This window comes from Sedimenticola selenatireducens (genome assembly GCF_963675335.2).
Taxonomy (GTDB): Bacteria; Pseudomonadota; Gammaproteobacteria; order Chromatiales; family Chromatiaceae; genus Sedimenticola; species Sedimenticola selenatireducens.
The window spans coordinates 968,572-979,792 of the sequence record NZ_CAXXYC010000004.1 but is presented as its reverse complement, the minus strand read 5'-3'; the positions used below and the strand labels follow the sequence as shown (position 1 = coordinate 979,792).

Annotated in this window: 12 protein-coding genes; 2 read left to right on the top strand and 10 right to left on the bottom strand. The window is 60.9% G+C overall.

Going from position 1 to position 11,221, the window contains the following annotated elements; all coding sequences use genetic code 11:
* The first annotated feature begins 165 nt into the window (after nucleotides 1-165).
* Both ACHZBF_RS15760 and murI read left to right on the top strand, forming a co-directional pair.
* Nucleotides 166-612 (top strand): FxsA family protein, encoded by a 447-nt coding sequence (locus tag ACHZBF_RS15760; RefSeq protein ID WP_273440045.1) that lies wholly within the window; start codon nucleotides 166-168, stop codon nucleotides 610-612.
* Complete coding sequence (murI, locus tag ACHZBF_RS15755) at nucleotides 602-1,417, top strand: glutamate racemase (protein ID WP_321528954.1); 816 nt, start codon at nucleotides 602-604, stop codon at nucleotides 1,415-1,417. Before ACHZBF_RS15760 ends, murI begins: the two co-directional genes overlap by 11 nt.
* Nucleotides 1,418-1,432: 15 nt before the next feature.
* Here murI and ACHZBF_RS15750 read toward each other — a convergent pair whose 3' ends face one another.
* The 10 genes from ACHZBF_RS15750 to mrdA form a co-directional block, all read right to left on the bottom strand.
* On the bottom strand, nucleotides 1,433-2,191 hold the full coding sequence (locus ACHZBF_RS15750) for a YdcF family protein (RefSeq protein ID WP_321528953.1): 759 nt from the start codon (nucleotides 2,189-2,191) through the stop codon (nucleotides 1,433-1,435).
* 3 nt (nucleotides 2,192-2,194) lie between these two features.
* The gene (gene lipA / locus ACHZBF_RS15745) at nucleotides 2,195-3,181 is read right to left on the bottom strand and encodes a lipoyl synthase (RefSeq protein WP_321528952.1); all 987 of its coding nucleotides are present in this window, start codon (nucleotides 3,179-3,181) and stop codon (nucleotides 2,195-2,197) included.
* Entirely contained in the window at nucleotides 3,174-3,842 is a 669-nt protein-coding gene (gene lipB, locus ACHZBF_RS15740) for a lipoyl(octanoyl) transferase LipB (protein WP_273440039.1), read from the bottom strand. Before lipB ends, lipA begins: the two co-directional genes overlap by 8 nt.
* Complete coding sequence (locus ACHZBF_RS15735) at nucleotides 3,842-4,114, bottom strand: YbeD family protein (RefSeq protein ID WP_029134761.1); 273 nt, start codon at nucleotides 4,112-4,114, stop codon at nucleotides 3,842-3,844. Before ACHZBF_RS15735 ends, lipB begins: the two co-directional genes overlap by 1 nt.
* A gap of 5 nt (nucleotides 4,115-4,119) precedes the next feature.
* Complete coding sequence (locus tag ACHZBF_RS15730) at nucleotides 4,120-5,028, bottom strand: D-amino acid aminotransferase (protein WP_245621791.1); 909 nt, start codon at nucleotides 5,026-5,028, stop codon at nucleotides 4,120-4,122.
* Nucleotides 5,016-6,170, bottom strand: coding sequence for a D-alanyl-D-alanine carboxypeptidase family protein (locus ACHZBF_RS15725; RefSeq protein ID WP_321528951.1), 1,155 nt, complete (start codon nucleotides 6,168-6,170; stop codon nucleotides 5,016-5,018). The genes ACHZBF_RS15730 and ACHZBF_RS15725 overlap by 13 nt, the downstream gene beginning before the upstream one ends.
* A gap of 180 nt (nucleotides 6,171-6,350) precedes the next feature.
* A complete protein-coding gene (locus ACHZBF_RS15720; protein ID WP_321528950.1) occupies nucleotides 6,351-7,175 on the bottom strand; it encodes a septal ring lytic transglycosylase RlpA family protein in 825 nt (274 codons plus the stop codon).
* 11 nt (nucleotides 7,176-7,186) lie between these two features.
* A complete protein-coding gene (mltB, locus tag ACHZBF_RS15715; RefSeq protein ID WP_321528949.1) occupies nucleotides 7,187-8,191 on the bottom strand; it encodes a lytic murein transglycosylase B in 1,005 nt (334 codons plus the stop codon).
* Nucleotides 8,192-8,237: 46 nt separating this feature from the next.
* Nucleotides 8,238-9,374, bottom strand: coding sequence for a rod shape-determining protein RodA (rodA, locus tag ACHZBF_RS15710; protein ID WP_037376032.1), 1,137 nt, complete (start codon nucleotides 9,372-9,374; stop codon nucleotides 8,238-8,240).
* Nucleotides 9,374-11,218, bottom strand: a complete 1,845-nt coding sequence (gene mrdA / locus ACHZBF_RS15705; RefSeq protein WP_321528948.1) for a penicillin-binding protein 2 — start codon at nucleotides 11,216-11,218, stop codon at nucleotides 9,374-9,376. Before mrdA ends, rodA begins: the two co-directional genes overlap by 1 nt.
* Between the last annotated feature and the right edge of the window lie 3 nt (nucleotides 11,219-11,221).

Sequence of the window (11,221 nt, the reverse complement as noted above, 5' to 3'; positions counted from 1 at the left end):
AACAGACCCTGGATTAGGCGATGAGCTGTTATTTACCCCGAGTTTTTTGACCTTTGCGTGCGCTGTATTCTTGCGAGAGTAATTCGGGCTACACGGCATGAGGCGATTCCCGGCAGGTGGTGGTCAGCTTGAATCGCGTAGATTCGGGGCGTAAGCTCTGCCCCCATGAATCCAATAGTCCTGCTTCTGCTGCTGTTTGTCGGAATTCCCCTGTTTGAGCTCTATTTCCTGATCGAGGTTGGTTCTCAGATAGGCGCCCTGCCGACCATATTTCTTACCGTTTTTACCGCGGTGCTGGGTGGATTGCTGGTCCGCTTGCAGGGCTTTTCCACCGCCATGCGGGTGCGGGCCGGGATGGACCGCGGAGAAGTGCCGGCCATCGAAATGCTGGAAGGGGTGGTGTTGCTGCTCAGCGGTATCCTGCTGTTGTTACCCGGATTTTTTACCGACTTGTTCGGTTTTCTCTGCCTGATCCCGCCCATACGCCGTGCCATGATCGTCTGGTTCCTGAAACGTTCCGGGACCATGCGTCCCGCCCCGGGTGTCGATCCTGCGCAGCAACCCGGCGAGCATCGGGTGATTGAAGGCGAATATCGTCGGGATGATGACTGACCTGGAAGTTGCCGGACCGATCGGTGTTTTCGATTCCGGGATTGGCGGGCTGTCGGTACTGAAACATATCCGCCGGCTGTTGCCGGCGGAGTCACTCCTTTATGTGGCCGACACCGGCCATCTCCCCTATGGCAGCAAGCCGCCTGACGTGGTGCTCCGGCGTTCTGTGGCGATTAGCCGGTTCCTGGTGGAGCGGGGCGCCAAGGCCATTGTGGTGGCCTGCAATACCGCCACTGCGGTAGCGGTTGCCGAGCTGCGGCAACGGTTTGCGCTGCCGGTAATCGGCGTCGAACCGGGGCTAAAGCCGGGAATCAGTCGCAGTCGGGGCGGGGTGGTCGGGGTTTTGGCGACGGAAGGCACCCTGGGCAGTGAAAAATTCCGGCGCCTGGTCTCGGCTCATGGGCAACAGCGTCAGGTGATCGTACAGCCCTGCCCGGGTTGGGTGGAACAGGTAGAGTCGTGCACGTTTGATAGTGCCGGGGCACGTGAGTTGATTGCGTCCATCATCACTCCCTTGCTGCGGCAGGGTGTGGATACCCTGGTGCTCGGTTGCACCCATTACCCCTATCTGAGGCCGCTGATTCAGGAGCTGGCGGGACCGGAAGTGGAGATTGTGGATACCGGACCGGCAATTGCCCGGGAATTGCAGCGCCGCCTCGACCTTCTGGGATTGTTGACGGACAGTGCGGTCGCCGGCAACGAACGATTCTGGGTAAGTGGTGATGCCCGGTCGGCCGGATGGCAGTTTGCCCGGCTGTGGCGGGCTGGCTGTCTCTTGGAGCCGCTGCCGGGCAGCGTGAAATAACTTGTCAGAAACGCCTCAGCCGAGGAAACGATACCACCAGCGTCCCAGGTGTTCATGCAGGGCAAAGTAGCTGTTCAGAAATGCCTTGGCGTTGGGCAACCAGTCGTGGAACGAGGCCCGGTCAGCCGGCCCATGGGCAAACCCGGTTGGTGCCGGCTGCACCTCGATTCCGACTGCCTCGAATACATCCAGGGCGCGCAGCATATGCCAGGCATGAGTCACCAGCATGATCTTGCGAATGCCACGTCTGCTCAACAGCGGTTTGAGTGCCCGGGCTTGCTCCCGGGTGGTGCGGCTCTGCTCTTCCACGGCCAGCACTTTTGCGCCGAACTCCTGCTCCAGTAGCACCCTGGCAATCGCCGCCTCGCTGGGGCCGTTGCTGCGCGGGGTACCACCACTGGGAATCAGCGGCAGGCCGCTTTTGTGTGATAGCCAGGCGGCGTAACGCAGCCGCTCCAGAAACAGCGCATTGACCGTGTCCTGATCGCCAAATTCCGGAGCCGATTCATGTCGGCCGGCGCCCAGTACCACGATGGCGTCGGCGCTGGAACTGCGGATCTGGGCCTCGGTCAGTGCGGCAACCGTCTCCAGGCCGGCCATCAGCTGACCGGAAAAGTAAGGCGTCGACAGCAGATAGAATCCGGTCAGGGTGGCCAGCAGCAGCAGTTTGCCAATCAGTCGCCGGGCCAGAACCAGGCCGAGCAGTCCCAGTATTATCAGTATTCCCGGTGGCAGGATCAGGGGTTTCAGGGCCCAGACGATCTCCTGATTCATCGATTACTCCTGATTATCGCGATCGAGTAGCGGATTGGCCTGCAGGTCGGCGTGATAGGAGGAGCGTACCAGCGGGCCACTGGCTACATTGGCGAAGCCCATCGCCTCGCCCTGCTGGCGCAGGTCATCGAATTCCCGGGGTGTGACGAAGCGGTCAACCGGCAGATGGTCCCGGCTGGGCTGCAGGTACTGGCCCAGCGTCAGCATGTTGACCTGGTGATCACGCAGGTCCTGCATCACGGTCAGCACTTCGTCAGTGGTCTCGCCCAGTCCCAGCATCAAGCCGGACTTGGTCTGTACATCGGGGTGGCGTTGCTTGAATCGGGCCAAAAGATCGAGTGATCCCTGGTAGTCCGCGCCGGGGCGGGCCTGGCGGTAGAGTCGGGGGATGGTCTCCAGATTGTGGTTGAACACGTCCGGCTGGGTCTCGGCGAACGCCTCCAGTGCTACGTCGATACGGCCACGGAAATCGGGTACCAGGATCTCGATGCGGGTGTCCGGGTTGCTGCCGCGCAAGGCTGTTATGCAGTCGACGAAATGCCCGGCGCCGCCATCCCGCAAATCATCCCGGTCCACCGAGGTGACCACCACGTAGCGCAACTGCATCGCCTTTACCGCCTCGGCCAGTTCTGCCGGCTCATGCGGGTCCAGCGGCAGCGGCTTGCCGTGGGCTACGTCGCAGAAGGGGCAGCGACGGGTGCAGATATCCCCCATGATCATGAAGGTGGCGGTGCCGTGGCTGAAGCACTCCCCCAGATTGGGACAGGCAGCCTCTTCACACACCGAGCTGAGTTTGCTCTGGCGCAGGATCTGCTTGATCTGGTTGACCCGCTCACCACTGGGCATTTTTACCCGAATCCAGTCCGGCTTGCGTGGCATCACGCGGGTCGGCTCCACTTTTACGGGAATCCTGGCCAGTTTTTCGCTGCCGCGCTGGTGGGTCTCGGGGGTGGCCCGGGATGGGGCGTTGTGGTCTTCGGCTTTACTCATGGGAAATGTTATCGCCTGTTGTTAGTTCGTTTTGATTGTAGCCGAGTCGCCTTAAGATGTGGCGGGCCAGCCGGTTACCCACGGTAAACAGCGCCACCGGTTGCGTCAGGTCGCGCATCTGTACCACCTGTAGATCCGGATAGCCACAGGGATTGATGCGGCTGAACGGCTCCAGATCCATGTCCACATTCAGACTCAGGCCATGAAAACTGCAGCCATGCCGCACCCGCAGCCCCAGCGCCGCGATCTTGCTGCCGTCCACATAGACACCGGGAGCGTCCGGGCGGGCCGCCGATGCAATCCCGAACTCCCGCAGCAGATCCACGATGCTCTGTTCGATCAGGGTGACCAGCTGGCGCACCCCCAGGCCGTAGTGTCGCAGATTCAGCAGCAGGTACGCGACCAGCTGTCCCGGGCCGTGGTAGGTGACCTGGCCGCCGCGATCCGTTCGGATGACGGGGATATCACCCGGGGCGAGCAGGTGCTCCGGCTTGCCGGCCTGTCCCAGGGTGAATACCGGTAGATGTTCCACCAGCCAGATTTCATCCCGGGTGGTCGCATCCCGGCTGGCGGTGAAGGCCTGCATCTCCTGCCACACCGGCTCATAGGGCTGCCGGCCCAGCTGCCGGATCAGTGGCGGAAGGGCGGGGCGGTTGCCCATCAGAGACTCATCACCACATCGTTATGATCGGTCAGATCGTAATAGATGGCGTCCAGCTGGGCCTTGCTGGTGGCCTGAAAGGTAATGGTGACGGACAGGTATTTGCCGTTTTTGCTGGTCCGGCTGCGGCTGGCGTCGGGCGTCAGATCCGGGACGTGGACTGACACGATCTCCATCACCAGCGCCTCAAAATCGGTATGGCTGGAGAGGCCCATGGCCTTGACGGAGAATTCGCAGGGGAATTCCAGCAGCGTATCTTTCTCTTGGTTCATGTCGCTCAGGATAGTATCCGGCCTGCCTGGAGCAGGGCCTTGTGTTCGCCGTAGAAGCCGGCCATACGGGTGTAAATGGGGCCGGGTGTGCCGTTTCCAACCGCTCTGCCGTCCAGTTCCACCACCGCCATCACCTCTTTGGTGGAACTGGTCACCCAGATCTCGTCGGCGCTGTCGAGCATCTGTTGGCTGATCTCTTTTTCACTGCAGGGCAGGGCGTGCTGTTGCGCCAGTTCCAGTACCAGGTCGCGGGTTATGCCGGGCAGCAGATGGTCGCTTTTCGGCGGGGTGATGATCTCGCCCGCCAGGACGATGAACAGATTGCTGGTGGCCCCCTCGGTGGCGTAGCCATTGCGGACCAGGATCGCCTCGGCTGCGCCGTGCTCCATCGCCTCACCGCGCAGCAGAACATTGGCCAGCAGGGTGATGGCCTTGATGTCGCAGCGTAGCCAGCGGTTATCTTCCAGGGTGACGGCTTTGATACCCGTCGCCAGGGCGGCGGCATCGGGATACACCGCCGGCTGGGTCATGACGAAGACGGTTGGAGCAATGCCGGTGGGGATGGCGTGGTCCCGTTTTCCGGTGGAGCCGCGCGTGATCTGCAGATAGATAGACTGGTCTGCGCCCGGCAGTTGCCCGATAAGCCGCTGCAGGATTGCCTGCCACTGTGCACGGTCCAGGGGATTTTGCATACGGATGGCATGCAGGCTGTTATCCAGGCGTTGCAGGTGGTGTTCCAGCCTGAACAACCGCCCCCCGTAACAGGGGATGACCTCATAGACCCCGTCGCCGAACAGAAATCCCCGGTCCATGACCGAGACCTTCCCCTCCTGGGGTGGCATAAAGTGCCCGTTGAGGTAGATTTCCGGTCGTGCCGCCTGCATTGTCTGGTCGTTCTCCCCTACTCCAGCCATAACAGGACGGTATCCTTGGCGGTCTGCAGCAGCCCCCCCTCGGCGATCGGGTCCAGCGCCACCAGGTCGTCCTCTACAATGGTCTCTCCGGCCAGGGCAATATTGACCTTGCCCAGCGGTTGTCCCGAGCTCACCGGGGCAATGATTTTTGGTTCAATGCGCATGCCGGCATTCAGATTCTGGTACTGCCCCCGGGGAATGGTGATATAGAGGTCCCGGGTCAGCCCCAGACGAAGTTGTTCCTGGCTGCCCTTCCAGACCCGCGTGCTGGCCAGTTTTTCGCCGGCACCGTAGAGCCGGTGGGTCTCGAAGAAACGAAAGCCGTAATTGAGCAGGGATTGGCTCTCGCTGGCCCGGGCATCCTCGCTGTTGGTGCCCATCACCACCGAGATGAGACGCATGCCATCTTTTTTTGCCGATGCCACCAGACAGAAGCCCGCTGCCTCGGTATGGCCGGTTTTGACGCCATCCACCGCGTCATCGCGCCACAGCAGCTTGTTGCGATTGTGCTGCTTGATGTTATTGAAGGTGAATTCCTTGGTGGCATACCACTGATAGATATCCGGGAACTCCCGGATGGTGGCCCGGGTCACCCGGGCGATGTCCCGCGGTGTGGTGTAGTGCTGCTCATCCGGCAGTCCGGTGCTGTTGACGAAGTGAGTGTTTATCATTCCCAGACGCCGGGCGTGGTCATTCATCAGGTTGGCAAAGGTCTCTTCACTGCCGGCAATGTGTTCGGCCAGGGCAACGCTGGCGTCGTTGCCGGACTGGATGATCATGCCTTTAAGCAGATCCTCGAGGGCAATCTTTTTTCCGACCTCGATGAACATGCGTGACCCAGGGGTGCGCCAGGCTTTTTTGCTCACCAGCACCTGATCCTGCAGGGTGACCTGACCTGCCTGGATCTCTTTCATTACCACATAGGCGGTCATGATCTTGGTCAGGCTGGCCGGTTCAAGACGCTGTTCCGCATTGTTCTCTGCCAGTACATAGCCACTGTCAAAATCGATCAGCAGGTGACCGGTAGCCGCGACACTGGGAGGTGCAGGCACCGGGGCGGCGGTGACGGGCAGGACGAACAGGATGAGAAAGATAAGGCCGAAAAGGGTGAATAGATCAACTCTGGTGGTGCGTGCAAACATGGTAATCCTTGTCAGTTACTTGAACCTGAAGCAGCTAGAGACAGCGCAAAACAGGCGAGGTTCTGTCAGTTATCGGCTTATTCTAACGCGAATGACCGGCCAAAACCGCTGCCGATAGTGGATAGGTGGTACGTCCCGGCCTGGAATAGCCGTTTCTGTGCGCCACTTAACCCTGGGTCGTCAGTCGATGATCACCTGAGTCTCGACAATCCCCAGTCGGGGCAGGTTGAGACTCAGACTGTCCACCTGTTCCACGCTGGCCAGGGGGCCGATCTGCACCCGAAACAGCGGTTGTCCCCGGTGATCGACCTGCTGGATACGCACTTTCTCGCCCAGCGAACTGGTCAGCCGCTGGCTCAGTTGATTGGCATTCTGGCGGCTGCTGAAGGCACCGACCTGGATAAAGAGTCCGGGGGACGTCGGTACGCTGGCCTGTATCACCGGACTGGGTGCCGTTTGCACCGGCGGGGTGCCGGGATTGAGCGCCCGTACCTCCACCAGGCCGGTACCCTCGCCCAGGATGCCCAGCTTGGTTGCCGCCGCGTAGGAGAGATCGATCAGTCGGTTGTCATGGAAAGGGCCGCGGTCATTCACCTTGACGATGGCGCTGCGCCCATTGCGCAGGTTGGTGACCTGGACATAGGTGGGTAGTGGCAGGCTCTTGTGGGCGGCCGTCATGGCATACATATCGTAGGGTTCGCCGCTACTGGTGGAGCGGCCGTGAAACTTGGTGCCATACCAGGAGGCGATACCCCGTTCCACGTAGCCTCGACTGCTTGGTAGGGTGTGGTAACGCTGGCCGAGCACAACATAGGAGTCCGGGTTGCCGCGCCGGCTTTTCGGCTCAACCCGTGGTGTGGCGTCCGCGATGGAATTGGGATCGAGTCGCCGGGCCGGTGCGCTGTCGCCGCTATCGGGATAGCCGGGCGGCATGAGGGGGCGGACCGAACAGGCACTGAGTAAGGTGGCGCACGCCACGCCATAGAGCAGTGATTTTACCGGCATCGCGACGCTCATTAGCTGGCTGATCCGTTCTTCAGTGCCAGTATTTCCTGGCTCAGCTGGTAAACCGCCATGGCGTAGAGGTTGCTATGGTTATAGCGGGTGATGACGTAGAAGTTATCCAGCCCCAGCCAGAACTCGGCGCCTTCGGCACCTTGAAGATGCAGCAGTGTTGCCTTGGCGTCAGTCGTGACCGGGGTGGGACCGGTGACAATGCCGACCTGCGCGAGATCGGCCAGTGGTTTGTCCGGTGGCGTGGCGCGCTGGGCAGGCTCGACATAGTAGGGGTGTCCCGGCTCGACTGCCCTGACCGGCAGGGCAACGGCCTCCCCTTCACGCCAGTTGTGCTTGCTGAAATAGTTGGCCACGCTGCCGATCACATCGGCATCATTGCCCCAGATATCCCGCTTGCCGTCACCATCGAAATCAACCGCATAGCTGAGGTAGCTGGTGGGGATGAACTGGGGCGTGCCCATGGCACCTGCATAGGAGCCTACAGCCATGGCCGGTTCCATCCGTTCCTCCATGAGGATCTGCAGGAAGGCCTTCAGCTGACTACGTCCGAACTGGTAGCGTTTAGGGTAGTGATAAGCCTGGGTGTAGAGGGCGTCGAGTATGCTGATAGTACCGGGCCGTTTGCCGTAAAAGGTCTCAACGCCGATGATGGCGACAATGATCTCCGGGGGCACGCCGTAAATCGCCTGGGCCCGTTCCAGGGTCTCCCTGTGTTTTTCCCAATAGGCGACTCCCTCCTCGATCCGGTTCTGCTTTAAAAAGATCGGCCGGTAGGTCTTCCAGGTGTGAATGGTCTCAGCCGGGCGGTTGAGACTGTCTATGACCAGCTGGCTGCGGCTGGCGCCCTGCAGCAGTTCACGCAGCGTTTGCGTCGGGTATCCCTTCTCCGCCGCCAGATCCTGGATCAGCTCCTCGACCTGGTCCGTCGGGGGCGCCGCCAGTACCGCCCCCTGCCAGTACAGCAGGGTCGCCAGAAAGCCGATTCTTGTCAGGGTGTTAACCATGCCTTGTTCCTTTTGCGTTAACGCGGTTTCGTGCAATTGCCGCCCGTTATGTGGGCAGCAGCTTGCGATGTGTGTGTATGGACATCAGGATACCGAACCCGGCCATAATGGTCACCAGTGAGGTGCCGCCGTAGCTGACCAGGGGGAGCGGTACGCCGACCACCGGCAGAATGCCACTGACCATGCCGGTATTCACGAACAGGTAGACGAAGAAGACCATGGTGACGGCTCCGCCCAGCAGCCGGCTGAAGGTGTCCTGGGCCTGGGCGGCTATATAGAGGCCGCGCAGGACGATCACCAGATAGAGCGCCAGCAACAACAGAATGCCGATGAATCCGAACTCTTCGGACAGAACGGCGAAGATGAAATCAGTGGTGCCCTCCGGCAGGAACTCCAGGTAGGACTGGGTGCCGTTCAGCCAGCCCTTGCCATAGATCCCGCCGGAGCCGATGGCGATCTTGGACTGGATGATATGATATCCGGTACCCAATGGATCCCGCTCCGGATTGAGAAAGGTGAGGACTCGGTTACGCTGGTAGTCGCGCATGCCCCACTCCCAGAGGACCCAGGAGACCGGTATGGCGGTGAGGATCATGCCGCCGATAAAGCGCCAGCTGAGTCCGGCGAGAAAAAGTACAAAAATCCCCGCGCTGGCAACCAGTAGTGACGTGCCGAGATCGGGCTGGCGGGCGATCAGCAGCACCGGAACCAGGATCATCACACCGGCAATGACCAGACGGTTCCAGCGCGGAGGCAGGGATTTCTCCGCCAGAAACCAGGCAATCATCATCGGCACTGCCAGTTTCACCAGTTCGGACGGTTGGAAGCGGAATAGTCCCAGGTTGAGCCAGCGCTGAGCGCCCTTGCCGACCTGGCCGGCGACCAGCACGGCGATCAGCATCAGGATGCCGGCGGTAAACAGCCAGGGCGCCCAGCGGCGTAGCGTGGCGGGCGGCACCTGGGCGACCGCAACCATCACGGCGAACGCAACCCCCAGCCGGATCAACTGGCGTTCCATCACCGCCATGTCCTGGCCACTGGCACTGTACAGCACCAGCAGGCCGAATCCGCATAGCAGGATCAGACCGGTGAGAAGCGGCAGGTCCAGATGCAGGTCCGCCAATAGCCCTTCGGCCCGGGTCGGGTTGGATTCTGGCAAGCCGCTCGGTTTGTAATGTGCCATTAGCGGGTGTCCTGAAGCAGGTAACGGTCCATGATGGCCTTGGCGATGGGCGCCGCCACCGAGCCACCGTGACCGCCGTTTTCCACAATTACGGCGACCGCGATGCGCGGTGCGTCGGCCGGGGCAAAGGCGATAAAGAGGGCGTGATCGCGCATCTTTTTCTCCAGTTTTTCCTCTTCGTATTTCTCTTCCTGCTTGATGGTGAACACCTGCGCGGTGCCGGTCTTGCCGGCAATGCGGTAATGCTCGTTGCGGATCAGCCGGGCGGTGCCGCGCACTCCCTCGGTGACCTGAATCATTGCTTCGACAATGCTATCCCAATGGGACTCGGATTGCCGGGCAATCTGCTGCTGCTGGCTGACCGGCTGCTCCCGCGGGTCCGGCTCACCGTTGCGGCGGATCGACTTGACTATTCTGGGTTGCAGGCGGGAACCGCCGCTGGCTAGTGTTGCGGTGGCGCTGGCCAGTTGCAGTGGCGTGGTGAGGAAATAGCCCTGGCCGATGCCGGTGATGAGGGTTTCGCCCGGATACCAGGGCTGATTCTTGCTGCGCCGCTTCCACTCCCGGGAGGGCAGCAGTCCGCCCAGCTCGCCGGTGATGTCCACGCCGGTTTTCTCGCCGAATCCGAAGGGGGCAAGATATTCGGCCAGTTTGTCTATGCCCATCTGCTGCGCCAGGTCGTAGTAGTAGACGTCACAGGACTGGGCGATAGCGTCGTAGAGGTCGACGGCGCCATGGCCGGCCTTTTTCCAGTCCCGGTACTTGTGGCTGTGGTTGGGTAGCTGGAAAAAACCGGGGCAGTAGTTTTTCCGGGTTGCAGTGATAACGCCGCTCTCCAGTCCCCCCAGGCCGATGAAGGGCTTGATGGTGGAGCCGGGCGGATACTGGCCGCGTATGGCGCGGTTGAACAGTGGCTTCTCCTCCGAGTTCTGCAGGGCGTTATAGTCCGCCGAGGAGATGCCCTCCACGAACAGGTTGGGATCGAATCCCGGTTTGCTGACCATGGCCAGGATATCCCCGGTCTGCGGGTCGATGGCCACTGCCGCGCCGTTTTCCTCCCCGAATGACTCGATGGCGACGCGCTGCAGGGCCGAGTCCAGCGTCAGGTGCAGGTCCGCTCCCGGCTCCGGCGGCTTGCTTTCCAGTATCCGGATCACCCGCCCCAGTGCGTTGATCTCCACCTGCTGCAGTCCCACTTTGCCGTGCAGGGTCTCCTCGTAGTATTTTTCAATACCGTTTTTACCGATATGCGTGGTCCCCGAGTAACTGGAATTATCAATGGTCTGCAGTTCGCGTTTATTGATACGTCCGACATAACCGAGGATGTGCGCCGTCACATCCTTGAGTGGATAGTCCCGCAACAGCTTGGCCTGGATATCGACACCGGGAAAAAGATGCCGATTGACCGCAAAACGCGCCACTTCTTCATCACTCAGCTGGACGCGGATGGGAATGCTCTCGAAACGGCGCTGGTGGCTTTTCAGCCGGTTGAAGCGCTTGCGGTCGTTGTCACTGATGCTGATGAGCTTGCCCAGCTCCTGCAGTGTCCAGTCCAGGTCCTTGACCCGTTCGGGCGTGATCTCCAGGCTGTGGGTGGGGAGGTTCTGGGCCAGAATGACGCCGTTGCGATCATAGATCAGTCCCCTAGTTGGTGGCAGCGGCTCCACCTTCACCCGGTTATCCCGCGACAGGGTGGTGAAGTGGGCGTGATCAATAATCTGCAGTTTGGCGAGATGCAGGATCAGCAGCAGCAACAGCAGCAGAATAATCAGGGTGGCGGTAATGGCGCGCGCCCGAAACAGACGGCTCTCGCGCAGGTAATCTTTCAGTGTGGCCTGATACATGGG

What these genes read in the sequence shown, in the direction of transcription:
- mrdA (WP_321528948.1), bottom strand. Translation starts at nt 11,218, where the DNA reads ATGTATCAGGCCACACTGAAAGATTACCTGCGCGAGAGCCGTCTGTTT.
- ACHZBF_RS15735 (WP_029134761.1), bottom strand. Translation starts at nt 4,114, where the DNA reads ATGAACCAAGAGAAAGATACGCTGCTGGAATTCCCCTGCGAATTCTCC.
- ACHZBF_RS15750 (WP_321528953.1), bottom strand. Translation starts at nt 2,191, where the DNA reads ATGAATCAGGAGATCGTCTGGGCCCTGAAACCCCTGATCCTGCCACCG.
- mltB (WP_321528949.1), bottom strand. Translation starts at nt 8,191, where the DNA reads ATGGTTAACACCCTGACAAGAATCGGCTTTCTGGCGACCCTGCTGTAC.
- rodA (WP_037376032.1), bottom strand. Translation starts at nt 9,374, where the DNA reads ATGGCACATTACAAACCGAGCGGCTTGCCAGAATCCAACCCGACCCGG.
- lipB (WP_273440039.1), bottom strand. Translation starts at nt 3,842, where the DNA reads ATGGGCAACCGCCCCGCCCTTCCGCCACTGATCCGGCAGCTGGGCCGG.
- ACHZBF_RS15760 (WP_273440045.1), top strand. Translation starts at nt 166, where the DNA reads ATGAATCCAATAGTCCTGCTTCTGCTGCTGTTTGTCGGAATTCCCCTG.
- murI (WP_321528954.1), top strand. Translation starts at nt 602, where the DNA reads ATGATGACTGACCTGGAAGTTGCCGGACCGATCGGTGTTTTCGATTCC.
- lipA (WP_321528952.1), bottom strand. Translation starts at nt 3,181, where the DNA reads ATGAGTAAAGCCGAAGACCACAACGCCCCATCCCGGGCCACCCCCGAG.
- ACHZBF_RS15725 (WP_321528951.1), bottom strand. Translation starts at nt 6,170, where the DNA reads ATGTTTGCACGCACCACCAGAGTTGATCTATTCACCCTTTTCGGCCTT.
- ACHZBF_RS15730 (WP_245621791.1), bottom strand. Translation starts at nt 5,028, where the DNA reads ATGGCTGGAGTAGGGGAGAACGACCAGACAATGCAGGCGGCACGACCG.
- ACHZBF_RS15720 (WP_321528950.1), bottom strand. Translation starts at nt 7,175, where the DNA reads ATGCCGGTAAAATCACTGCTCTATGGCGTGGCGTGCGCCACCTTACTC.